Below are 24,015 nucleotides of genomic sequence, written 5' to 3' on the forward strand. Positions count from 1 at the left end.
GGCGCTGTGACCGCCCCGGCGCCGGCCCTGCCCTACTCCCGCGCTTCGGTCAGCCCTGGCGGGCAGCTGAAGCTGGCCGGGACGGACCACAACTGGCCTTCGTCGCTGGCGTCGACGGCGGTGAAGAAGATGCGATGGCCCACGCGGGTGAACGAGTCCGGCAGGGAGATGTCCGCCAACTGGCCCTGCGTCGCCACGGAGCCCCGGGTGAAATAGGGGCGGGTGGGCCCATTTTCGCTCGAATCGCCGCCGAACAGGACCTGGCCCGTGCCGGTGGCGAACAGCGGGTAGCGGTACCCGTACTCCACATAGAGATTGTTGAAGAGCATGCGGGTCCCCGCGGCCGTTCCATTCATCGCCCACAGCGACACGTTCTCGGGCACGGGGGCGTCGCTTTGGATGACCATGGAGAAGTAGAGGTCGCCGCCGGAGACCACCGACGTCCGCACGGAGGGATACGCGTACTCGCCGGCGCCGTAGGGGTTGGGCAGGGTGGTGATGTGCGTCTTGCCACCGCCGCTCAACGAGAGCCGGTCGATGCGCAGCCGCTTCGTCACCGGGCTGTCCACGGACGTCAGATAGACATATGCGCCCAGCGCCCCGAGCAGGTCCACGGGCTTGCCGAAGGAGTCCAGACGGACCGTCCCCGTGGCGGTGCCATCCGTCCTCCACACCTCGTGGTTGGGGCCGTCATCCAGGATGAACAGCGGAACCTCCCCCGGGCTGCTCACATCCCTGACGAAGGTGGACCCCGCGTCCAGCTGCTTGACGACGGTGGTCCCGGCCAGCGTGCTGTCGGTGCGCCACAGCGTGGTGCCCGTCTCCTCGGAGAAGAAGAAGAGCAACGCGTTGCCGACCTTCAACTTGTAGTAGCTCAGGTTCCGGACGGTGCTGAAGCTCCGCACCCGCAGCGTGCCGGCGGCCGTCCCGTCAGACCGCCACAGCTCCGGCCGCGCCTCGCTCGACGACACCGGCACCCAGCGGAAGAACACCAGGCGGCCGTTGACCTCGTAGCCATCCTCCAGGATGGAGTCGGCCGCGCCGGGGGTGATGTCCTTGATCAGGTGGGTCCCGCTCTCCGTCCCGTCGCTGATCCAGGGCTCCATGCCGGTGTCCGGGGTGCGGACCTGGAAGAAGAGCCTGTTGCCTACCGCGACCAGGTTCGTCGGCTGGTAGACGCCGGGCGGCCCCGGAAACACCTTCACCGGGACGGTCCCTGCCTCCGTCCCGTTGCTGCGCCACAGGACCGAACCGGTGTCGAAGGCGGAGGTGACGAAGAAGAGCGTCCCCTGGACGTTGGTGAGCTCCCCCATGAAGCCCACGAAGCCCGGAGGCGTGATGTCCGCCACCCGGGACGCCACCCCCGGAGGGCAGGCCTGGGCACCTACCTCGCGTGAGTCCTCCTCCAGCGTGGCCGCGGGCTCTCCTGTCGGTTCATCCCCCTGCAATCCCCCACATCCCACCCCTGCCAATCCGAACCACAGCAGGGTGCTCCAATTCCTTGCATTCATGTCTTCCCCTTCCGGCCCACGGCGGTCGGAGGGTGGGATGCGAGGCTTTGTCTTCCAAGGGGCACCCCAAGGAGGTAGGATTGTTTGAAGTTTTTGACTGTTTTTATCGGGTGTGGCTGGAAAGCCCGTGCCTGCGCTGCCTGACTCAGGGCCGGCGCCGAGGCAGCCCGATGAGATAGGTGATGGTCATTCCCTGCGCGCGATGAACCCCGTTGTGCCAGCGGTAGCCATCGGTATCGAGCCCCTCCGTCAGCTCCTCGAGGTCCTCCGGCGCGTAGGTCCGCAGCGACGACACCACGCCGTCCCAGAGGATGAGGAGGGGAATGATGGGCACCAGGTAGGTGAGGAGCAGCCGCCACCCGCTCCTGGGACGGATGAGCGGGGTGAAGCCCCACACGAGTGGCACGATGAGCAGGAGTTGGAGGAGGACGTACGGCAGCGAGCGCTGCGTGAGCTCGAAGGCGGCGATGGGGACTCCGCGCGTGGCGGCGTCCGCGAGGAGCGCGCGAGCCTGCTTCGGGGGGAAGTGGTGCAACGCTTCGAAGAGGGTGCGCAGACCGGTCAGCTCCTCCGGGACGCGAGTGACGTCGACCGGGGTGTCGCGGTATTGCGCGCCCGCGGGCAGCTCCGGCACCGGGGTGGGGTGGAGGTCGGTGAGCACCACCTCGGCGTCAGGGTGCATCTTGCGCAGCACCGGGAGCAGGGTGCGCCAGGGGCCTCCCGCGCCGGAGCAGAGGTCCACGACCCGGTCGGTGCCCGACATGCGGAGCAGCTCCGCCAGTTGCGGCGCCACGCTGTCGTAGGGGCGCACGCGGTCGAGCACGACACGCAGGTAGTCGACCTCGCCCCGGCGCAACAGCGCGGGCAGCCACGGCTGGTCGAGGAACTCGAAGAGTTGCAGGCGGGGAAGAAGTCGCATCGCCAAGAGGATAGGGCCAGCGCACGACGCCTGTCTTCATGGGTCTTCCGCGGCCTCCGCGCGCGGATGGTAGCGCGCGTGCACGCCATGAACCCGGAGCCTCCAGGGCTCCGGGGGCCCTACTTGCTCACCGCGATGGACTTGCGGAAGAGCGCCAGGCTGTAGACGAAGAACCCCAGGCCCACCGCGCTCACCATCAGGAACTGGCGCCAGACGGCCCATATCCCTCCGCCGCGGTAGATGATGACCTGCGAGAAGCTGACGAATTGCCGGGCTGGCAGCAGGTACGTGATGTACTGCAGCCACTTCGGCTGGCTCTCCACGGGTGTGCTCCCGCCCGAAAGCAGCATCAGCACCAGCACCACCAGGATGATCAGCAGCGCGAACTGCGCCATCGAACGTGAAATCGTCCCCAGGAAGATGCCCAGCGCCGTGGCGAAGAACAGGTAGAGCACGACGCCGACGAACCACAGCACCACCGACCCGGCGAACGGCACCTTCAGCACCATGTGCACCACCAGGAGGAGCGAAGCCCCGGTCGCGACGAGAATCACCAGACCGTTGGCCCAGACCTTCGCCATCGCGATCTCGAACGAGGTCAGCGGCATCACCAGCAGGTGCTCCAGCGTCCCGTGCTCGCGTTCGCGGATGACCGCCGCGCCCGTCAGGACGACGGTCAGCAGGGTGATCTGGTTGATGATGGCCACCACGCTCTTGAACCAGGACGACACCCCGTTGGGGTTGAAGAGCTTGCGGACGACCAGGTTGACGGGCTTCGGTCCCGCCTCCTCCGTGCGCTTGAGAAAGGAGGCGATCCGGTCGTTGATGATGTTCTTGATGTAGCCGGAGCCGATGCCCGCCTGCTGCATGGCGGTCGCGTCGATGTTCACCTGGATGTCCGGATTGCGCCCCGCGCGAAGGTCGTGCTCGAAGCGGGGCGGAATCACGACGACGAACATGAACCGGCCCCGGTCCATGTCCGCCTGGACCGCATCCGGGGAGATGATCTCCGGCAGCTTGAAGCGGGGCGGATAGAAGGCGTTGAGCAACTCCTTGGACAACGCGGACCCGTCCTCGTCGGCGAAGGCAATCGAGGCGTTGTTCACCTCGCTCGAGGTCCCCGTGGCCTGGACGTAGATTGCCAGCGTGAACGCGTAGACGACGAAGACGACCAGCACCGCGTCGCTGAGCAGGCTGCGAATTTCCTTCAGCCCGAGCCACAGAATGTTCAGCAGCGAGTTCACTTCTATTTCTCCTGCTTTCTCAAGCCGATGACACTGACCGCCAGCAGGAGGGGGACGCACGCGGCCAGGAAGGCGACATCCCGCATGAGGAGTCCCGCCCCCAGTCCCTTGGTGAAGGCGCCCAGGCTGGCGTGCATGTAATAGGTGGCCGGCCAGATGGACCCGACGACCCCGGCTCCGCCCTGCAGCGTGGAGACGGGCTGCAACAAGCCGGAGAACTGGATGGTCGGCACGATGGTCAGGATGGCCGTGACGAAGACGGCCGCCACCTGGCTGCCGGTGAAGGTGGACGTCACCATCCCAATGCCTGTCGTCGCCGCGACGTAGAACAGCGTGCAGAGCATCAACGTCAGGAAGCTGCCCTTGATGGGAACGCTGAAGACGACCAGCGCCAGGGCGGTGAGGATGAAGAAGTTGATCATGCCAATGACGATGTAGGGCAGCTGCTTTCCGAGCAGGTACTCCAGCCTCCCCGTGGGCGTGACGTAGAAGTTGATGATCGACCCCAGCTCCTTCTCCCGCACGATGCTGACCGTCATGAGGATCGCGGGAATCAGCAGCAGCAGCAGCGCCGGGACACTCGGCACGATGGAGTAGACGCTCTCGAAGGTTGGATTGTAGAGGTAGCGCTCCTCGATATTGGCCGTGTCCTTCTGGGCCCTGGCTGAAGCGAAGCCGCTCGCCGGATCCCGCAGCATCCGGTTGTGGACCCCCTGGACGTATTGCTCGACGGTGTCGCCACGGAAGGTCATGGCGCCGTCCACCTGCGCCAGCACCTCCGGTCCCGAGCCCCGGCGGAATTCCAGACCGAAGCGGGGCGGAATCTCCAGCACCATGGAGACATCGTCGGACTGGAGCCGGCGGAGCGCCTCGTCCGCGGAGGAGACGGGCGGAGTCGGGGCGAAGTAGGGTTTCGCCGCGCTGAACTGTTCAAGGTAGGCGCGGCTCTCTGGCGACTGGTCCATGTCCAGCGCGGAGTAGCGGATGTTCTCGATGTCGGTCGTGATGCCGAAGCCGAAGACGAGCATCAGCACCGCCGAGCCGATGAAGGCAAACCCCAGCCGGACCTTGTCGCGGAGGATCTGGATGGCCTCGTTGTGGGTGTACGCGAGCATCCGGCCGAGCCGCAGCCGGAGTCCGGCCCGGTCCGTTCGTGGCGCGGCCGGGGGCTGGAGCGGAGGGGCTTCGGGCGCGTGGGCGGGAGTCACCTCCTTGGCTGGCGCGTCCTTGGTCTCGGCGCGGGCCTTTTCGGCGATGGCGTCTTCCATGTAGCCGATGAAGGCGGTCTCCAGGCTGTCCGCGTTGCGGGACTCGATGAGCTTCTGGGGCGTGTCCGCCGCCAGCACCTGTCCCGCGTTCATGAGGGAGATGCGGTCGCAGCGCATGCCCTCGTTCATGAAGTGCGTCGTCACGAAGATGGTGACGCCCTGCTTGCGCGACAGGTCGATGAGCAGCTCCCAGAAGCTGTCCCGGGCGACCGGATCGACTCCCGACGTGGGCTCGTCCAGGATGAGGATCTGCGGCCCGTGCAGCACGGCGACGGCCAGCGAGAGCCGCTGGCGCAGGCCCATGGGCAGGTCCCCGGCCAACGCCCCCAGATGCGCGCCCAGGCCGAACCGCTCGACCAGCTCCTCGATGCGCGCCTTCGCCTTGTCTGGCGGCAGGTGGTAGAGCCGGGCGTGCAGGACCAGGTTCTGCTCGACGCTCAGCTCGCCGTAGAGCGAGAACGCCTGCGTCATGTAGCCCAGGTTCTTGCGCACCTCCATGCTGCCGGCGTCCACGGAGCTGCCGAAGAGCTTCGCCGTCCCTTCCGTGGGAGGCAGCAGGCCGGTCAGCATCTTCATGGTCGTGGACTTGCCGCAGCCGTTGGAGCCCAGGAAGCCGAAGATCTCCCCCCGCTCGATGGACAAGGTGACGTGGTCGACGGCGGTGAAGGTCCCGAAGCGGCGGGTCAGCCCATGGGCCTCGATGGCCAGCTCCGCATTGCCAGACACGCGGGGCGGGATGGTGATCTCCTTGTGGCCCCGCCGCTTCTCCTCGGGCAGCAGCGCGATGAAGCATTTCTCCAGGTCCTGGGTCCCCGTGCGCTCCATCAGCTCCGCGGGGGTGCCCGTCGCCAGCACGCGCCCCGCGTCCATGGCGACGATCCAGTCCCACTGCTGGGCTTCGTCCATGTAGGCCGTGGAGATGATGACGCTCATTCCGGGACGCCCGGCGCGGATATCGTCGATGAGCGTCCAGAACTGCCGCCGGGAGAGCGGGTCGACGCCGGTGGTGGGCTCGTCGAGGATGAGCAGGTCCGGGTCGTGCACCAGCGCGCCGCACAGCCCCACCTTCTGCTTCATGCCGCCAGAGAGCTTGCCTGCGGGGCGCTCCGCGAACTTGCCCAGTCCGGTGGCCGCGAGCAGCTCCGGGACGCGCACCTTGCGCTCCTCGGGAGACAGCCCGAAGAGCCGGGCCATGAAGTCGACGTTGTCGTAGACGCTGAGCTCCAGATAGAGGTTCTTCCCCAGCCCCTGGGGCATGTATGCGATTCGCGGCCCCACCGCGCGGCGGTGCCGGGCGTCGGCGATGTCCCCGTCCAGGACCGTCACCCGGCCCTGCTGCATCTTCTTGGAGCCGGCGACCAGGGCCATCAACGTCGACTTGCCCACGCCGTCAGGCCCCACGATCCCCACCCGGATGCCGCTCGGAACGTCGAGCGAGATGCCGTCGAGCGCGACGACCTTGCCGTAGCGGTGGGTCACGTCCTGGATGGAGACCACGAGCCTGCTGGAGGCGCCGCCCGGCGAGTCTGGAGACACGGATGAGACCATGGCTGAGTCCTTCCGGGTCGCCGGGCTAACGGGATGCGGATTCGCCTGTGATGACGTTCTGCAAGCGGGAGGGCCACTCCGCGGAGGGGTCCACCTTGACGTAGCCGACGCCGCGAATGCCTGTCTTGATGCGCTCGACGTAGCGGCTGGCCAGCTCCCGGGGGACCTGGAGCTTCAAGCGGAACACCAGCTTCTCCCGCTCGCTCTTCGTTTCGACCTGCTTGGGGGTGAACTGCGCTTCCGGGGACACGAAGGACACGTAGCCGGGGATCGAGCGGTTGGGTTCGAAGTCGACGGTGAGGCGCGCTTCGGAGCCAAGCTTCACGCGGGCGGCCTCGCTGGCTGGGAGGAAGATCTCCATGAAGACGTCTTCCAGGTTCACGAGCGTCAGCGCCGGTCCACCGGGCGAGAGCACCTCGCCGGGCTCGGCCAGACGGTAGAGGACCCTTCCCGTCACCGGAGACTTGAGCGTCGCATCCGCGATGCGCGTTTGAATCGTCGCGGCATTCGCTCGCGCGACCTCGATCTCCTGCTTGGACGTCTTCAGCGTGGCTTCCGCCTCCGCCAGGCTGGCCCGGGTGGTCTCCAGCTGGCTCGTGCGAACGTCCACGTCCCGCTGCGAGCCGGCGCCCTGCGACACCAGCCTCCGGGCGCGCTCGGCCTCGATGGTGGCGAGCTCGATTTCACTCTTCTGTTTGACGATCCCCGCCTGGGCCACCGCCAGCTTCTCCTGCGTGGCCGCGAGGTTCGCGTTGGCCTCCGCCAGGCTGGACTCCAGCGTGGTGGTGTCCAGTTGCACCAGCACCTGACCCGGCTTGACGAGGTCGCCCTCGTTGACAAGGATTTGCTTCACCCGCAGGGGTTCCTTGGCGGAGACATCCGCCAGCTTCGACTCCAGCCGGCCGTTGCCCGAGACAATCCCCTCCGGCAGCTCGGATTTCTTCCCCTTCCAATACCGGAAACCAATGAACGCGATGATCGCGATGGCGATCACCCCGATGACCCACTTCATCTTCCCTTTCGGGAGCTTGGGCATGGCGGACTCTCTATTGCTTTCCCGGTTGCGAAAGCGTCTTGGCTTCCTGCGACCGCGGCTTGGACAACATGTCGCCCCAGTGGGTCCGCTGCTCCATCTCGCTTTGCATGGGCTCCGGCACGACGGGCTGGCTTTTGCGGACCTCCCAGCCCCCGCCCAGCGCCTTGTAGAGGGCGACCAGGTTCGTGGCGATGGAGGAGCTCGTCTGGGCCAGGTTGTTCTGCTGTTCCAGGAGCGAGCGTTGCGCGTCCAGCACGCGCTGGTAGTCCACGGCGCCTTCGCGGTACTGCACCACCGCGAGCTCCACGGACCGCTGCGCGGCCTTCACGGCGGCTTGCTGGAACGCCATGGCCTTCTGGGCATTGACGAAACCCGTCAGGGCGTCCGCAACCTCCTGGCCCGCCTTGAGCACCGTGTTGCGGTAGTTGACCAGCAATTGCTGGAACCGCGCGTCCTCGACACGCACCCCGTTCTTCAGGCGGCCGTAGTTCAGGAAGGGAAAGACGATCCGGGGACCGATGGAATAGGCCAGGCTGCCGAGTGAGAAGAGATTGCCCGAGGCCGCGCCACTGGTGCTCGCCTGGAGCCCGACCGTCCCGAAGAGGGAGAAGCTCGGATAGAGCTCCGACTCGGCGATGCCAATCCGGGCACACTGCGCGGCGGCATACAGCTCCGCGCTGCGGACATCCGGACGCCGCCGCAGGATTTCAGCCGGCATGCCGACAGCCACCGTCGCGGGCGCCACCGGAATCTGCTTGGGGCCCGCCAGCAGGGCCTCCACGGCTCCCGTGGGCTGGCCCAGGAGCGTGCTCAGGGCGTTGCGCGCCTGCTCCAGCCCGCCTTCCAGCTGGGGAATGGTGGCCCGGGTGCTCTCCAGGAGGGTCGCGGCCTGGGTCATGTCGAGCTCCGACGTGACGCCGTTGTTGAAGCGCGACTCGGCGATCCGGAAGCCCTCCTCCTGGATCCGGACGTTCTCCCGGGCCTGCTCGATGAGCACCTCGAAGGTCCGGACCAGGACATAGGTCCGCGCGACCTCCGCGGTGAGCGAGACGAGTGAGGATTGGTAGTCCGCCACCGACCCGAGCAGGCTGGCTGCACCCGATTCCACTCCCCGCCGGTACTTGCCCCAGAAATCCAGCTCCCACAGCGCGTCGAAGCCCAGCTGGTATTCCAGGTAGTGGCGGTCGATGGAGCCGAGGTTGGCCAGGTCCACCAGGTTGGCCCCGGCGGAGTTCTCACTGCGTCCCACCGCGGCGGCGCTGCCGGTGGCCACCTGGACCTGCGGAAACTGCCGGCCGGTGAGGATGGCCAGCTGGGCGCGCGCCTCCACGATTCTCAGTCCGGCGATCTGCAGCGGCAGGTTCTGCCGGTAGGCGACCTCGACGAGTCGATCCAGCGACGGATCCCCAAACGATTTCCACCATTGGGTGTCGACCTCGGACTGCGTCGACAGCCGCGGGTCGCCCTGGGTGCGCCACTCCTTGGCGATCGCGGCCTCGGGCTTCGTGAAGTTGGGTCCTACCGTGCACCCTGAGAGCGCTGACAGGACGCCGAGCAGCGGCAAGGCGCCGACGAAGGGTGCGAACCCCGGCTTCATGCCCTTCATGGTGCTGTCCGTCCCCGGCATCCGCGACACCTCGATAGGTGGGGAGGATCCGCACGTCGCTCAGCGCGCGGAAGTACGAGCTGTCCGAATGCCCCGCGGGACAGTCCGAGATGTCCTTTCATCAATGCCAGACACAGGCCTTGGGGCGACGTGGATGTCGCCCGCCGCACAGGGTTGGCGTCCTTCGGCCCGGAGGAAGCATCTCCCTTGGGTACGCATTGCGCTTGTCGTGGGTTCGCACGACCCTGGGGGCATGGCACAGGACACCCACTCGGAGCCCCTGAAGCGCAAGGCCTATGACAAGGAGCTTCGCAAGCTTCAGGCCCGGCTCTGCCAGCTTCAGGATTGGGTCAAGCAGGAGGCGATGCGCGTCATCGTGGTCTTCGAAGGGCGGGACGCCGCGGGCAAGGGGGGGACGATTCGCGCCATCACCGAGCGGGTGAGTCCCCGGGTGTTTCGCGTGGTGGCCCTCCCGGCACCTTCGAGCCGGGAGAAGACCCAGATGTACCTCCAGCGGTACGTGCCGCACTTTCCCGCGGCGGGCGAAATCGTGATCTTCGACCGCAGTTGGTACAACCGGGCCGGGGTCGAGCCCGTGATGGGCTTCTGCACCCCCGAGGAGCACGAGCGCTTCCTGATAGGTTGTCCCGTCTTCGAGCAGTACATGGTCGACAGCGGAATCATCTTGCTGAAGATCTGGCTCGAGGTCGGCAAGGCGGAACAGGAGCGGCGGTTCGCGGCGCGGGTCGACGACCCCCTCAGGCAGTGGAAGCTGAGCCCGATGGACATCAAGTCCTGGAAGCGTTGGTACGACTATTCCCGGGCGCGGGACCAGATGCTGGCCGCGACGGACACGCCGCATGCGCCCTGGCACATCCTGCGGTCGGACAACAAGAAGAAGGCGCGGCTCAACTGCATCCGCTTCCTGCTGGAGCAGATTCCCCACAAGCGGGTGAAGCGCCCCAAGGCGAAGCTGCCCCGTCGTTCCACGCGGGGCGAGTACGACGACGACGCTTCGCTCCAGGGGAAGAACTTCATCCCCGAGAGGTACTGAGCCCGCACCGCTCCCTCAGGGAGCTTCGTCGCTCGCGAGGAGGGCGGCGGGGTCCGCCACCACGATGTCCGCGCCGTGGCGGCGCAGCTCGGCGGGCTGGCCCAGCCGGTCGACGCCAATGACATAGGCGAAGTGGGCCGCCCGTGCGGCCGCGGCGCCGGCGGGCGTGTCCTCGAAGACGACCGCTTCCTCGGTGCTGGCACCCAGGGCCCGCGCCGCCGTGAGGTAGAGCTCGGGAGGCGGCATGGCGTCGAGCCGCGCGTCGAAGAGGTCCGCGATGCCGGCCGACTGGAGCATCTCGGCGCAGTGCCTGCTCGCGGAGACGGCCGCGGTCCGGAGTCCCGCGGCGCGTGCCGCCTGGACGTAGCGGACCGTTCCCTCGTACGTCTCCACACGCTCCTGCCGGAGCAACTCGGCCAGGAGTCCTGACTTGCGGTCGTTCAGCGCGTGAACCGTGCTCTCCGGCAATTCAATGCCGCGGGCGTCGAGGAACGCGTGGATGCCTTCCAGGGAGGGCTTGCCGTCGAAGTAGCGGCTGTAGTCGCGCACCAGGTCGAAGGGGATGAAGGGCTGCCCGGAGGACTTCGCGCGCTGCCGCAGGTAGTAGTCACACAGCTGCTTCCAGGCCCTGGCGTGGAGGCTGGCGGTCTGGGTGAGGACGCCATCGAGGCCAAAGAGGCAGGCGCGCGCACGGGGCGGAAGCCCCAGCTTCGTCCGTGCGAGAGGCGGCTGGCCCAGGATGAACAGGTCGACCGCGTGGGCGAACCCGTCCTCGTCGTTGGGGCGGGTGACGTGGCGTGCGAACCGTTGGACCTCGGGACTGGCGTTGCCCATGGCGATGCCCAGGCCCGCGGTGTTCAGCATGGGCAGGTCGTTGGCCATGTCCCCGATGGCCGCGATCTGCTCCAGGGGAAGCGAGAGGAGGCGCGCGGCCTCGCGCACGACCATCCCCTTGTTCGCTTCGGGGTGCGTGACGTCGACGTAGTAGGGCGTCGAACGCGCCGCCGACGCCTCGGTACCCAGCCGCAGGGCGAGCTCGGCCTCGCAGCGCGCGACCCGCGCCGTGTCCTCGCTTACCCCGACGAGCTTGATGGCGGCGTCGAGTACGCCGTGCAGGTCCGGGACGACGACCGGGTCGAACCCGACGTTGCTCCTCTCCCTCGCCACGCGGAAGGCCTCGGGGCCGCGGAGGAACCAATCCACTCCCTGGTATACCCAGACATCCAGGCCCGACTGGAGCATGAAATCAACGGCCTGTCTGGCGATGGCGGGGGGAAGGGTCCGCTGCGCCAGCACCGTCGTGAGATCGGGTTTGACATACATGCCGCCGTTGAAGGCGGCCAGGGGAGCGGTGAGCTTCAGCGGGGCCACCAGCCCTGCCATCCCTCTCGGCGGCCGCCCGCTCGTGAGGGTGAACAGGATGCCGCTGGCTCGCAGCCGGGCGACGGCGTCGCGGGTCCGCTCGGTGAGGACCTTGTCCCGCGTCACCAGGGTCCCGTCGATATCCGCGATGAGCAACTTGATGGTCATGGCTGTCCCCAGCGCCCGCCCGTTCGCCGCCGCGACCGCACCCCGGACGCGCGTTGCCAGTGACAGCGGGGGCCAGAATCAAGATGGCATCGCGGCGTGGGCCGCACCATCCAGCCCGGTGCTCGAAGGCAGCCCCGTTGCCGAGCGCTCCGACGTCAGTTGTCGGCACATCAGGACGCCCTCAGGTTTTCATCCATTGGAGGGGAGGAACACATGCCGACGATGCCAGGGCTCGCCGAAACCGCGCGAGCCATCGTTGCTGATGGAAAGGGCATCCTGGCGGCGGACGAGACGGTCTCCACGATCACGAAGCGCCTGACCGCGCGCGAGATCGAGTCGACCCGGGACAGCCGCCGCGCCTACCGCGAGATGCTCTTCAGTACGCCCGGCATCGCCGCGTTCATCGGCGGTGTCATACTGCAGGACGAGACCATCCATCAGGACAGCGCGACAGGCACCCCGCTGGTCGAGCTGCTGGAGGGCCGCGGCATCATCCCCGGCATCAAGGTGGATGCGGGCGTCCGCCCCCTGGCCGGCGCACCGGGAGAGTCCGTCACGGAAGGGCTCGACGGGCTCCGCGAGCGGCTGGTGGAGTACCGCGAGCTGGGGGCGCGCTTCGCCAAGTGGCGCGCGGTCTTCTCCATTCGCGAGGGGCTGCCGAGCGCGCAGTGCATCCACGCGAACGCGCACGCGCTCGCGAGGTACGCCGCCCTCTGCCAGGAGCAGGGCCTGGTGCCCATCGTGGAGCCCGAGGTCCTGATGGAGGGGGCACACGCGCTCGAGCGGTGTGAGGACGTGACGGGGCGCGTGCTGCACGCGGTCTTCAACGAGCTCTTCGACGCGCGGGTGTCCCTGGAGGGGATGTTGCTCAAGCCGAACATGGTCACCGCGGGCCACGGGTGCGCGAGGCAGGCCCCGGTGGAGGAGGTCGCGGAGGCGACGTTGCGCGCCCTGACGCGCCATGTGCCGCCCGCGGTCCCCGGGGTCGTCTTCCTGTCCGGCGGACAGGATCATGTCCTGGCCACCGAGCACCTCAACGCCATCAATGCGCTGGAAGGCCCGAAGCCCTGGACGCTGAGCTTCTCCTACGGACGCGCGCTGCAGGACGAGGCGCTCGAGGTCTGGCGGGGCCGGCGTGAGCAGGTGCCCGCCGCCCAGCAGGTGTTCCACCACCGCGCCTGGTGCGACAGCGCGGCGGCCCTGGGCAGGTACAGCGGCAACATGGAGGACGAGACGGGCTTCGCCCAGGCGGCGGAACCGCCCTCCATCCACGGCCCATCCGACTCACCACTCCACACCCACCACTGATGGGAGGCATGTCATGTCACACCCCGAAGGGACGGAAGCGTCGGAGTATGAGCCACCGTTGTCCGCCAGGGAGCACGGCCCGGGGCCCTCCGCTCCAGGCCGGGAGCGGACCCGGGAGGGCGGGCCGCTCACCGCCAGGGAAGTGGAGTTGATGAACGCGTACTGGCGGGCGTGCAACTACCTGGCGGTGGGGATGATCTACCTCCAGGACAACCCGCTGCTGTACAGGCCCCTGGTTCCGAAGGACGTGAAACACCGGCTGCTCGGCCACTGGGGCGCGAGCCCTGCGCTCTCGTTCACCTGGGTCCACCTGAACCGGCTCATCGTCGAACAGAACCTCGACGTCATCTTCGTGGCCGGGCCGGGCCACGGCGCCCCGGGCGTGCTCGGGCCGGCGTACCTGGAAGGCACCTATTCGGAGGTCTATCCAGACAAGAGCCAGGACGCGGAAGGGATGCGGAAGTTCTTCAAGCAATTCTCCTTCCCCGGCCACATCGGCAGTCACGTCACCCCGGAGACGCCGGGCTCCATCCATGAGGGCGGCGAGCTGGGCTACAGCCTCTCCCACGCGTATGGCATGGCCTTCGACAATCCCGACCTCATCGTCGCCTGCGTCGTGGGTGACGGCGAGGCGGAGACCGGGCCGCTCGCGACGGCCTGGCATTCGAACAAGTTCCTCAACCCCGTCCGGGACGGCGCCGTGCTGCCCATCCTGAACCTCAACGGGTACAAGATCGCCAACCCGACCATCCTCTCCCGCATCAGTCCGGAGGAGCTGGAGGCGCTGTTCGTCGGCTATGGCTACAAGCCCTACTTCGTCGAGGGCAGCGACCCGGTCCAGATGCACCAGAAGATGGCGGCGACCCTGGAGCGCGCCGTCGAGGAGATCCGGGCCGTGCAGAAGACGGCGCGGATGACGGACACCCCGACGCGCCCGCGCTGGCCCATGATCATCCTGCGCTCGCCCAAGGGATGGACGGGTCCGAAGGAACTGGATGGCCACAAGCTGGAGGGCTCCTGGCGCTCACACCAGGTTCCCTTCGGCGACGTGCGCGGCAACCCGTCGCACCTGAAGGCGCTCGAGGACTGGATGCACAGCTACCGGCCCGAGGAGCTGTTCGACGCGGAGGGACGGCTGCTGCCGGAGCTCCGGTCGCTCGCCCCCAAGGGACGCCGCCGGATGAGCGCGAACCCCCACGCCAACGGCGGCCTGCTTCGCAAGGCGCTCAGGATGCCGGACTTCCGCGACTACGCGGTCAAGGTCGGCACGCGCGGCACCACGCTGCATGAGAACACGAAGCCGCTCGGCGAGTTCCTGCGCGACATCATGCGCGACAACCCGACGAGCTTCCGGCTCTTCGGCCCGGACGAGACCGCCTCCAACCGGCTCCAGGCCGTCTACGAGGTGAGCAAGAAGGTCTGGATGGCGACCCTGTTGCCGGAGGACGCCGACGGGGGCGAGCTGGCGCGGGACGGCCGCGTCATGGAGATGCTGTCGGAGCACACGCTGCTTGGCTGGCTCGAAGGGTATCTGCTCACGGGGCGCCACGGCCTCTTCCACACGTACGAGGCGTTCGCCCACGTCATCGACTCCATGTTCAACCAGCACGCCAAGTGGTTGGACATCAGCAAGAACCACGTGAAGTGGCGGGCGTCCGTCGCGTCGGAGAACATCCTGCTCTCCTCGACGGTGTGGCGTCAGGACCACAATGGGTTCTCACATCAGGACCCGGGGTTCATCGACCTGGTGACCAACAAGTCCGGCTCCGTCACGCGCATCTACCTGCCGCCGGACGCCAACACGCTGCTGGTGGTGGCGGACCAGTGCCTGCGCAGCACCGACTGCGTGAATGTCATTGTCGCGGACAAGCAGAAGCACCTGCAGTTCACCAACATCGACGAGGCCATTGCCCACTGCGCCAAGGGGCTCGGCATCTGGAAGCGGGCCAGCACGGACGAGGACGCGGAGCCGGATGTCATCATGGCCTGCTGCGGTGACGTCGCGACGCAGGAGGCCCTGGCCGCCGCCTCCATCCTGCGCTCGCGCGCACCGTCCCTGAAGCTGCGCTTCATCAACGTCGTCGACCTGTTCAAGCTGCAGTCGTCGGCGGAGCACCCGCACGGCTCCACCCAGCGCGAGCTCGAAAGCTTGTTCCCGCCGGGCAAGCCCATCATCTTCAGCTTCCACGGCTATCCATCGCTCATCCACAAGCTGGCCTATCGCTTCATCAACCACGAAGACCTGCACGTGCATGGCTACCGGGAGAAGGGCAACATCAACACGCCCTTCGAGCTGGCCATCCTGAACGAGACGTCCCGCTTCCACCTGGTCATCGACGTCATCGATCGCGTGCCCGGGCTGCACGCGAAGGCAGGGCACCTGAAGGAAGAGATGAAGAACGCCATCCTGGACAACCTGGCCTACGCGCACGAGCACGGCAGGGACCGCCCCGAAATCGCGGACTGGACCTGGCCGGATTGAAGAAAGGCTCACGCATGGCGCGCGGTGGCGCCATGCGTGAGCCGTGCGCTACTGCCCCAGGGTGACGCGGAAGATCTTCTCGTTGCTGTTGTTGGGGATGCTGTCCTTGTCGCCCTGGTTGGTGGTGGTCATCCACAAGTTGCCATCAGGGGTCGGCTCGACGGTGCGCAGCCGGCCGTAGGTGCCCACGAAGAACTGCTGCACGTTGGTCAGGCTGGTGCCGCTGATGACCTCCCGGTAGAGGCGCGTGCCGCGGGCGCAGGCCACGTAGAGCACGTCGCGGACCACCGCGATGCCGGAGCAGGAGCCATCCGCCGTGGAGTAGGTCTGCTTCGGCGCGATGTACCCGGCCGTCGCGCAGCCCGAACCGCCCTGCGACACCGTCCCCTCGCAGTTGGGCCAGCCGTAGTTGCCGCCCTTCTGGATGAGGTTGGTTTCGTCCATCACGGAGTTGCCGAACTCCTGTTCCCAGAGGCGGCCCTGGGAGTCGAACGCCAGTCCCTGCGGGTTGCGGTGGCCGTAGCTCCACACGGAGTTGCCGAAGGGGTTGTCGGAAGGGATGGTGCCGTCGGCGTTGAGCCGCAACACCTTGCCGGCCAGGTTGTTGAGGTCCTGCGCGTACGCGCCGTTCTGGGCATCGCCGGTGGACGCATAGAGCTTCCCGTCCGGTCCGAAGCGCAGGCGCCCGCCGTTGTGGAACTTGTTGCGGCCGATGCCCTGGAGCAGCACCTGGAGCGAGGCGGTGTTCAGCGCGCCGTTCTCATACCGCAGGCGCACGATGCGGTTGTCGGTGGGGGAGGTGTGCATCACGTACAGCCAGCGGTCGGTGGCGAAGGTGGGGGAGAGGACCAGGCCCATCAGCCCGCCCTCGCCGTCGGTGCTCTGCACGTTGGGGACGGTGCCCACGGACGTCTTCTGGCCCGTCGCCGGATCCAGGCGGACGATGTCCTGCGCGTCCCGGCGGCCGTAGAGCACCGAGCCGTCCGGCAGGTTCAGCAGGCCCCACGGGATGTCCGTGTCGGTGGCGACCTGGGTGACGGAGCAGACGGGGTTCGCGCAGGCCTGACCGGTGGTGACCGTCGCCGCCGGGCTCTGGGCGGACGCGTTGCTCTGCGCATCGCGGGCGAGCACGGCATAGCTGTAGGCCGTGTTGGGGGACAGGCCGCTGTCGACGAAGGTCGTCCCCGGCGGCGAACCGGACACGGTGCCAATCTTCACGCCCCCGCGGAACACGTCGTACGCGCTCACGCCCACGTTGTCGGTGGACGCGGTCCAGGTCACGGTCACGCTGGTGCCGGAGGCGGTGGCGGCGACACCGGTCGGGACGGTGGGCGCCTGGGTGTCCACCTGACACGGCGGCGGGGTGATGGAGAGCGTGGCGCTGCCCTGAGAGACATTGCCCGCCGCATCCCGCGCGTTCACATACAGGCCCCAGGTCGCGCCGGGGACCACGGTCAGCCCGGTGGACACCGTGGCGCCGGAGACGGACTTCATCAGCTGGCCGTCATGGTAGACGTCGTAGAAGGCAACGCCCTCATTGTCCGTGGACGGCGACCACGACAGCGTGGCCGAGTTGCACGTCACGTTGGACAGCGCGAGCCCCGTGGGCACGGTGGGGGGCTGGGTGTCGGGCGGCAACGACCACTGCTGGTTCGTCTGGCCGTTGCAATTCCAGGCGACGACCTTCGAGCTGTTGGCGGTGGCCTGTCCGGACACGTCGAGGCACAGCGCGGACGCCGTATGGACCACCGAGCCGTTGGTGTTGCGGACCCAGCGCTGATTCGCGGTCCCATCGCAGGTGGTGCTGATGGCCCGGGCTCCGGCGCTGGCGGTCTCGGGCTGGATGCACCGGGCGCCGTCGAACGCGCGCAGCTCGCCCTCGGGCGTGAACAGGAACCGTTGGTTCGCCTGTCCGTTGCAGTCATAGATGTGGAGTTCCTGCCCCGGCGTCTGGCTGTTCTGCGCCACGTCGAGGCAGCGGCCGGACTGCACGCCGATGAGCCGGGTGCCCGCGGTCACCGCGGCGGTCTGCGCCTGGGGGCCGGGGTCGTTCTCCGGCTTGCCTCCGCAGGCAGTGACGGCGACGAAGAATACGGCCAGCCCGGTGCGGCGAACGGCGACGGGCAGGGGATGCACGTGCATTGAAGCCCTCCTTAGGTATTCCACCTCTTTCAAGGATTACAGGATGGGGCTCAAGTGAACTCTTGGGGCCGTCTTCGCGGATGTTGAACCCCAGGCAGAGGAGGAGGGAGTACATGCCGTCCCTCCTCCCCCGTCAGCTCACAGCAGGCAGGCTGGAGCGCTGTACGTCAGGATGACCAGGCCCGCGTTGCCACCGCCCGGGAAGGCGGCGCCGCCGTCTCCTCCCCCCGCAAGAAGGGGAGGCTGCTGTCCCATGGGTATTCCAAGCCAGCCAATATACGGCGTGGTCATTGGCTGAGCGGGGCCGGTATTGCCCGGTCGATTGATACCTCGCCCCCGAGTCTTTCCGCGCGCAGGCGGCGCAGGCGGCGGTTGCTGATCATCAACCCGTTGATTCCACCGGATGTCGCACGCGTGAACGTGACCGCGCCGAGCGAGCCCACGAAGTGGTCGCCACCCACTGCGTCCAATACGACCTCATCCCGGCGTGGCCAGCGGACCGCCAGCTTTCCGTCCGCGACGCGCACCGTGTAGCTCGTATCGAGCTCGTCGCTGCGGTACTGGCCCACGAACGCCGCCAACGCGGAGGCCGAGGGCATGGGCTCGGTCAGGCGGATGAAGTTCCGCGTCGTCGGCCAGAAGTCCTGGATGCTCAACCCGCGCGGGGATGAGAATCGCCATACGTGCATCGACTCACCCGGACGGAACGCGCCGTTGCCGATGGGCACGAAGGCGGTGGGCACGCCGACCTGGCGCAGCGCTCCGTCCTTGAACTCCAGCCGAACCACTTCATCCGTCTGGGGGCTCCAGTAGTCGCCGGCCAGCGCTGACACCTGCGCGTCCGCCAGCTTCACGGCGGGCGGGACCTCGTCCTTCATGTGCGCGCCCAGGTACACGTCGGCGACCTTCCGCGCGAGCTCTCCGGCCTCGATGTTGCCGCCGTTGCATAGCGTGACGACAGCGACCCGCTGCGCTGGGAAGAGGAGGGACTCGGTGCGGTAACCGCCGTCCATGCCGTCGTGGCTCACCATGTCCAGGCCGCGATACCCCGCCAACCGGAGGCCGCCGCCGTAGCCCGTCGCGGTGCCGTCGTTCAACCTGCCAGAGGTCCGCGCCCAAGCGACCAACGCCTGCCCGCCGACACGCCCGTCGAGCAGGTTCTGCTCCCACTTCAGCAGGTCGCCAATCGTGGAGAACAGGTTGCTCGCGCCAGAATGGTCGGAATTGGAGACGCTGAGGCGCCAGCCACCGCCCTCGCGGGAGGTGTAGCCCCAGGCGCGCCGGGAAAAGAGCTCGGTGTGGTCCTCGCGGAAGTGGGTGTCCGCCATGCCGAGCGGCTTGAAGATCCGCTCGTCGGTGAAAGCTCGCAGCGACTGACCGGAGACGCGCCGCACCACGACCGCTAGCAACGTGTATGCGGCATTGCCATACAGGACCTCCGTGCCCGGTTCGAAGTTCACGCCGCGTTGCCGGCTCAGCGCCCAGAGGACGTCTGCTTCGGTGGACACGTCATCACCGCGCCAGCCCGCCAGATTCAGCAACTGTCCCTGCTCACGCAGCCCGTTGGTGTGATGCATCAGGTGCGCGAGCGTGATCGTCTTTTCATACGCGGGCAGCTCCGGCACGTACTTGCGGATGTCATCGTCCAGGGAGAGCTTGCCCTCCTGCGTCAGCAGTCCAATCGAGAAGGCAGTGAACTGCTTGGAAATGGAGGCGATGGAGAAGACCGAACGCGGCGTGACAGGGACGTCGTGCTCCAGGTCCGCCATGCCGTAGCCTCGCGCGTAATCCAGCACGCCGTCGCGTGAGATGCCCACGGCGCAGCCGGGCAGGGTCTTGCTGTTCCACTGCGAGAAGAGGACATCCACCTGCTTGTGGCGGTCCCTGGGCAGGGTCGCCGCGACCGGAGCGGCAAGGGCGGGAGCACACGTGAGCGCGACGAACAGGAACGACGACACGAGCAGCTTGCGCGGCATGGAGCGCCCTCAGGGCAGGAGGTGAACGGGGGCACCGTGCCTGCGCTGACGCCACGCTGGGGAAGTGTTCAGCCGGTGGTGACGGGCCTGCGGCGAACGGGCCCCCGCGTGCGGCGAACGGGCCGTCCGTCAGCGCAGGGGGCTCGGCGTTCCTGGGCCCGGGAGCATGCCCCCCTCTTCCATGGGGACGGACTCCCGGGCCGTGGCGGCTCGCTACGGGTGGCAGGTCCGATACGCTTGCGTGGTGGAGGAGGTGTCTACCGCGCAATAGAGAAACCTGCTGGACGTGTTCCCCCACTTGTCCGTGGCGTCGACCCAGAACGGCAGGTCGGACTTGATGAGGGTGGTGCCAGGGATGTTCCACCACGCCGACCAGGGCGCCTGGGTCAGCGTGGTGGAGAAGGTGGGCGTTACCAGCCCTCCCCTGAGCGCGACGGACTTGATGCCGCGGGGGTCGCTCGCGGGCTCCGCGGAGATGAGGTACGAGCGGCCCGCGCCGTAGACCGTGAGGGTGAGGGTGGGCCCCGTGTTGTCCGCCGTCACCGTGCGCGTCTCCGGCGAACTGGAGACGCCGTTGATGTCCGTGCACTGGAACAGCAGGGAGTAGTCGCCGTCCGCCCGGCCCGTGGTGTCGACCACGAACTCATAGGGCGCGGTGGTGTCCGTCTGGGTGACGACGCCACCTTCGCGCAGCTCCACGTGGTGCACGCCCTCCGTGTCCGTGCACTGCACGGTGAACTTCGGCTTCTTCGGCAGGGTGTCGTCCCGGGTGATGCCCGTGATGACCGGCGGGGTGAGGTCCTTGAGGAACGTGGTCACGAAGTTCGCCGTGTTGCCGCACTGGTCGCGAACGACGGCCTGGAACGTGTGCGTCCCCGCGGCCATCGCGTCCCCGAACTCCAATACGTAGGACGGTGTCGTGGGCTGCGCCACCAGCGCCCCGTCCACGGACAGCGCATACGGATACACGAGGCCACAGCCATCCGTCGCGCTGACGGTCAGCCGCACCAGCGAGCCCAGCTGCGTCTTGGCGAACGTCACCGCCGGGGGCCTGCGGTCGAGCGGGGCCCCCCCGGACGTAGTCCCCTTGTTGCCGAAGGCGTCCGTCACCTCCACGGTGAGGTTGTGGACCAGCTCATCCAGCGGCGTGTAGTCGGCCTGATACGTCGTGGCGTCGTTTGTCTTCGTGGCGAACACGATGCCGTCCACCTTGAAGTCCACCCGTGACACCGCGGAGATGTCCGACACCGTGATGTTCACCGGGAACGGGGCCTCGTCACCCGTGCCCACCGTCATCGTCAAGATGGGCGGCGTGTTGTCCACCTTCAGGTCGGCATGGTGGACGGCGGTGTTCAGGTATTTGTCGTAGACCTTGATGAACACGTCATGGGTGCCATCCGTCCAGGTGGAGGTGTCCAGCACCTGCTCATAGGGGGGCTCGAAGATGCCGTACATGAACTGTCCGTCGGCGCCGAAGTCCACGGTGAGGATTCCGGAGGCGTCGCTCGCGGTGACGGAGTAGCGGGGCTGCTTCGGCGTCCCGGAGCGGAGTACGGAGTAGGTGGGCGGCAGCTTGTCCATCGCGACCGTCACCGTGGTCGTGCCCAGGTTCCCCCAGAAGTCCCAGGCCTGCAGTTGAATGGTGTGGTTGCCATGGGCCAGCGCGGCGCCCGGCAGGACCTGCTCGAACTGCCAGCCGGACAGCGACTTGATCTGCGCGCCGCCGTCCACCACCAGCCGCGGCGCGGTGGTGTACTGCCCCGGCACCTCGGCGTCGGTGATGGTGCCTGTGCATTCGATGTCCTGGTTCAGCTGCCGGCAGCTCAGGGTCGTCTGCGGAGGTACCGAGTCCGGCGCGTAGCCGACGTTGATGGCCGCGAATGCCCGGGCCACGGTCTTCATCCGGGGGCCGTTCAGCACGCCGTCCCGCGCGGTCGCCGCCGCGAGCGCCGCCTGGCGGGCCTGCACGTAGTCCGTGTCCAGCGGCATCAGCTGCACCGCCTGCGCCCAGATGCGCAAGGCTTCCGTGGGCCCCAGGCCGCTGAACCCGGCGGGCACCAGCTCGCAGTGCCACGGGCTCGTGGTCTGGCTGGCGCAACCATAGGCCAGCAGCAGGAACATCCGGCTCAGGGGGCCCGAGGAGTTGTGCTCATTCGCGGCGCCGATGGAGTCGAACCACTCCGGATACTGAGGCTCCAGGAGGCTGCGGGACGTTTCGCCCGTCTCCTCGCCCATGGTGAGGTTCGAGGGCTTCACCACCACCCCATCGATGTTCGTCGACGTCGATGATATCCGCTTCGCGTCGCGCAGCAGCTCGGTGACGAACCCGAAGATGTCTCCCGTGCCCTCGTTGAGCCCGGCCCGCTCCGAATACTCCGTGGGGACATCCGAGGGGTCCCCCGCCAGCTCCCGGGCGAAGAAGTCATGGGCCAACTCGTGGGCCACGATGTCGGTGGTCGTGAGCGGGGTCTTGGGATTGCCGCTGAGGCTGCGGTAGCCGAACCGGACCTTCGGCCTGCTCACGCTGGGGAAGTAGTAGGCGTTCGCGACGTTGGCGTGCACCTGGACTTCGAAGCGTATGCCGTTTCCCGCCGGACCCGCGCGCCCCAGGAAGGTTTCGTAGACGGTCCACGCCAGGCCCACGGCGTAGTAGGCGTCCACCGCCGCGGTCTCTCCGTTGGTCCCGAGCGTGCCCCCTCCGCTGTAGCGGAGCCCGTCACCCAGATACAGGTCCGGGGTGTAATAGAGCTCCCAGGTGCCGCTCCTCTCCGATTGAGGGACATAGGCGTAGTAATCATTGGTGTACACGTCCCGCAGCCGGGTGACGTTCCCCAGGGATTCGGTGAACACGGACATGTTGAACGTTCCCGCGTAGTAACCCGTCCCCCGGGCCTTCTTGAACGTCCCCTGCAAGCCCGTGTGTTCGAGCGGCTCCAGGCGCAGCACCTCTCCGGTGCGTGCATCCACCTGCGCGCTCCATTGCCGCGGCAGGTCCCCGCCCGTGGTGAGCTTGAGCCGGTAGATGAGCCGCAGGCCCGTCACCACCCGCTCGAAGTCCTCGGCGTTGCGAGGACCGGCGACCCGCGCGGCGGCCTCCTTCCGGAGCTGGCGCGTCTGGATGGGTAGGAGTACGAGCCGCGCGGAGTCCACCTGCGCGGTGGGGTCCTTCAGGGCCGCGAGCGCGGCGTCCCGGGCCTGGGCCTCGGTGAGCCGGGCCTCCGTCTCCACCGCGCCCGTGGGCTGGAACCGGGCGTTGGAGAAGAAGGTCTGGTCCAGCGTCGTCTTCGCTTCCAATCCCCAGACCGGTACGCCCCGGAAGTGGAGCGCCTGCCGCGCCCCCTTCGCGTCCGGCACCAGTGACACGTCCCGCAGGTCGAAGCCGCGCTCCGCCACGAGCTGCTCGGCCCGGGTCCGGGCCTGGGCCTTCTCGGGCTCCGGAGCGTCCTCCGGCGACGTGGGACCACAACTCAGACACAACAAGACAAGGCTGCCCCGCAGCCATGAATTCAATCGCATGGAACTTCCCCCTCTGCCGGACTCGTGAAGACATCCAATGCCCGTGAATGCACGATTTACTGATTTATTGCAATCCCACCCACGCAGCTCAGACCGAGGCGAAGAGGTCCCTGGCGACCAGCAGCATCGCGTCGGCTTCGCGGAGCGGGAAGGTCTTGTCCGTGAGGCGGGCGGACTCGATGCGGTCCAGCCGCAGGATGCGGACGGCGTCACGGAGGTGGTCCCAGACGAGCAGGTACCAGGCGGGCCACGCCAGCATCAGGTAGTGGGGCTCCACCACCCGCGTGGTCCGTTCGCGCGCGCTCCGGTACACGACCTCCAGGGTGCGCTGCTCGAAGAAGCCGTCCTGCACGAGCCCCAGGACCGCGGGACGCGGACTCTCCCAGGTCTCGGAGACCCGCTGTGACGCGAGCGGGCCATGGAGGATGCGGCGGCGCAGGCGGTTGACCCGGCTTCGTTCCTCCGGAGGGAAGGCCATCGCGATCTTCTGGCGAAGGCCCTTGAGGCTCGACAGGAGCAGGGGAGAGCGCATGCGCTCACCAATCGCCAGCGCCAGGAGCAGGTCGAGCGCCTCGCGGTGGTTGAGCTGAAGCCTGCCCAAACCCATGCGCGCCGGCACCCGGACCCCGCCGCCGCGTCCCCGCTCCGCTTCAATGGGAACACCGCGAGCCGCGAGCCGAGCCATGTCCCTGCGCAGGGTGCGCAGGCTGACGCCCAGTTCCTCGGCGAGCCGCGGGCCGTTCCAGCTCCGCTGGGAGGCGAGCAGACCCAGGAGCCGGTCCAGGCGCTCACTGACGCTCTCGTGGGTCTCTTTCATCAAAGGTGCCACAGGCTGTCACCATTACGCGGAGAGTCAAGGCACTGCGAACCACCGC

General features: G+C 67.7%; 14 protein-coding genes. 3 read left to right on the top strand and 11 right to left on the bottom strand.

The features are described from left to right. Positions 1-32 precede the first annotated feature (32 nt). From D7X32_RS00960 to D7X32_RS00985, 6 genes are all read right to left on the bottom strand, one after another. Positions 33-1,511, bottom strand: a complete 1,479-nt coding sequence (locus D7X32_RS00960) for a hypothetical protein (protein WP_120600590.1) — start codon at positions 1,509-1,511, stop codon at positions 33-35. Between the two features lie 145 nt (positions 1,512-1,656). Next, entirely contained in the window at positions 1,657-2,430 is a 774-nt protein-coding gene (locus tag D7X32_RS00965) for a class I SAM-dependent methyltransferase (protein WP_147449961.1), read from the bottom strand. 119 nt (positions 2,431-2,549) lie between these two features. After that, positions 2,550-3,674 (bottom strand): ABC transporter permease, encoded by a 1,125-nt coding sequence (locus tag D7X32_RS00970; RefSeq protein ID WP_120600592.1) that lies wholly within the window; start codon positions 3,672-3,674, stop codon positions 2,550-2,552. Between the two features lie 2 nt (positions 3,675-3,676). Further along, a complete protein-coding gene (rbbA, locus tag D7X32_RS00975) occupies positions 3,677-6,490 on the bottom strand; it encodes a ribosome-associated ATPase/putative transporter RbbA (protein WP_120600593.1) in 2,814 nt (937 codons plus the stop codon). Positions 6,491-6,515: 25 nt separating this feature from the next. Continuing rightward, positions 6,516-7,526, bottom strand: a complete 1,011-nt coding sequence (locus tag D7X32_RS00980; protein ID WP_120600594.1) for an HlyD family secretion protein — start codon at positions 7,524-7,526, stop codon at positions 6,516-6,518. Between the two features lie 10 nt (positions 7,527-7,536). Beyond that, a complete protein-coding gene (locus D7X32_RS00985) occupies positions 7,537-9,132 on the bottom strand; it encodes an efflux transporter outer membrane subunit (RefSeq protein WP_244238790.1) in 1,596 nt (531 codons plus the stop codon). A 253-nt stretch (positions 9,133-9,385) separates the two neighbouring features. Between D7X32_RS00985 and ppk2 the strand changes: the two genes are divergently transcribed. After that, positions 9,386-10,186 (top strand): polyphosphate kinase 2, encoded by an 801-nt coding sequence (gene ppk2 / locus D7X32_RS00990; RefSeq protein ID WP_120600596.1) that lies wholly within the window; start codon positions 9,386-9,388, stop codon positions 10,184-10,186. 15 nt (positions 10,187-10,201) lie between these two features. On the opposite strand, the gene D7X32_RS46435 is transcribed toward ppk2, so the two are convergent. Further along, positions 10,202-11,716 carry a Cof-type HAD-IIB family hydrolase gene (locus tag D7X32_RS46435; protein WP_244238791.1) on the bottom strand — a complete coding sequence of 505 codons (1,515 nt, stop codon included), beginning with the start codon at positions 11,714-11,716 and terminating at the stop codon, positions 10,202-10,204. Positions 11,717-11,929: 213 nt separating this feature from the next. Between D7X32_RS46435 and D7X32_RS01000 the strand changes: the two genes are divergently transcribed. Together D7X32_RS01000 and D7X32_RS01005 are read left to right on the top strand one after the other, a co-directional pair. Beyond that, positions 11,930-13,024: a class I fructose-bisphosphate aldolase gene (locus D7X32_RS01000; RefSeq protein ID WP_120600597.1), complete on the top strand. Its 1,095-nt coding sequence runs from the start codon at positions 11,930-11,932 to the stop codon at positions 13,022-13,024. Positions 13,025-13,037: 13 nt separating this feature from the next. Continuing rightward, positions 13,038-15,506 (top strand): phosphoketolase family protein, encoded by a 2,469-nt coding sequence (locus D7X32_RS01005; protein WP_120600598.1) that lies wholly within the window; start codon positions 13,038-13,040, stop codon positions 15,504-15,506. Positions 15,507-15,554: 48 nt separating this feature from the next. Here D7X32_RS01005 and D7X32_RS01010 read toward each other — a convergent pair whose 3' ends face one another. The 4 genes from D7X32_RS01010 to D7X32_RS01025 form a co-directional block, all read right to left on the bottom strand. Continuing rightward, positions 15,555-17,648 (bottom strand): PQQ-dependent sugar dehydrogenase, encoded by a 2,094-nt coding sequence (locus D7X32_RS01010; RefSeq protein WP_120600599.1) that lies wholly within the window; start codon positions 17,646-17,648, stop codon positions 15,555-15,557. 287 nt (positions 17,649-17,935) lie between these two features. Continuing rightward, entirely contained in the window at positions 17,936-19,624 is a 1,689-nt protein-coding gene (locus D7X32_RS01015) for a serine hydrolase domain-containing protein (RefSeq protein WP_120600600.1), read from the bottom strand. A 213-nt stretch (positions 19,625-19,837) separates the two neighbouring features. Further along, the gene (locus D7X32_RS01020) at positions 19,838-23,140 is read right to left on the bottom strand and encodes an Ig-like domain-containing protein (protein WP_120600601.1); all 3,303 of its coding nucleotides are present in this window, start codon (positions 23,138-23,140) and stop codon (positions 19,838-19,840) included. A gap of 88 nt (positions 23,141-23,228) precedes the next feature. Next, positions 23,229-23,957, bottom strand: a complete 729-nt coding sequence (locus tag D7X32_RS01025) for a helix-turn-helix transcriptional regulator (protein WP_120600602.1) — start codon at positions 23,955-23,957, stop codon at positions 23,229-23,231. Between the last annotated feature and the right edge of the window lie 58 nt (positions 23,958-24,015).

The organism is Corallococcus carmarthensis, assembly GCF_003611695.1.
Taxonomy (GTDB): Bacteria; Myxococcota; Myxococcia; order Myxococcales; family Myxococcaceae; genus Corallococcus; species Corallococcus carmarthensis.

Coding starts and splice junctions, on each gene's coding strand:
- D7X32_RS00960 (WP_120600590.1), bottom strand. CDS start 1,511: ATGAATGCAAGGAATTGGAGCACCCTGCTGTGGTTCGGATTGGCAGGG.
- D7X32_RS00965 (WP_147449961.1), bottom strand. CDS start 2,430: ATGCGACTTCTTCCCCGCCTGCAACTCTTCGAGTTCCTCGACCAGCCG.
- rbbA (WP_120600593.1), bottom strand. CDS start 6,490: ATGGTCTCATCCGTGTCTCCAGACTCGCCGGGCGGCGCCTCCAGCAGG.
- D7X32_RS00980 (WP_120600594.1), bottom strand. CDS start 7,526: ATGCCCAAGCTCCCGAAAGGGAAGATGAAGTGGGTCATCGGGGTGATC.
- D7X32_RS00985 (WP_244238790.1), bottom strand. CDS start 9,132: ATGAAGGGCATGAAGCCGGGGTTCGCACCCTTCGTCGGCGCCTTGCCG.
- ppk2 (WP_120600596.1), top strand. CDS start 9,386: ATGGCACAGGACACCCACTCGGAGCCCCTGAAGCGCAAGGCCTATGAC.
- D7X32_RS46435 (WP_244238791.1), bottom strand. CDS start 11,716: ATGACCATCAAGTTGCTCATCGCGGATATCGACGGGACCCTGGTGACG.
- D7X32_RS01000 (WP_120600597.1), top strand. CDS start 11,930: ATGCCGACGATGCCAGGGCTCGCCGAAACCGCGCGAGCCATCGTTGCT.
- D7X32_RS01005 (WP_120600598.1), top strand. CDS start 13,038: ATGTCACACCCCGAAGGGACGGAAGCGTCGGAGTATGAGCCACCGTTG.
- D7X32_RS01010 (WP_120600599.1), bottom strand. CDS start 17,648: ATGCACGTGCATCCCCTGCCCGTCGCCGTTCGCCGCACCGGGCTGGCC.
- D7X32_RS01015 (WP_120600600.1), bottom strand. CDS start 19,624: ATGCCGCGCAAGCTGCTCGTGTCGTCGTTCCTGTTCGTCGCGCTCACG.
- D7X32_RS01020 (WP_120600601.1), bottom strand. CDS start 23,140: ATGCGATTGAATTCATGGCTGCGGGGCAGCCTTGTCTTGTTGTGTCTG.
- D7X32_RS01025 (WP_120600602.1), bottom strand. CDS start 23,957: ATGAAAGAGACCCACGAGAGCGTCAGTGAGCGCCTGGACCGGCTCCTG.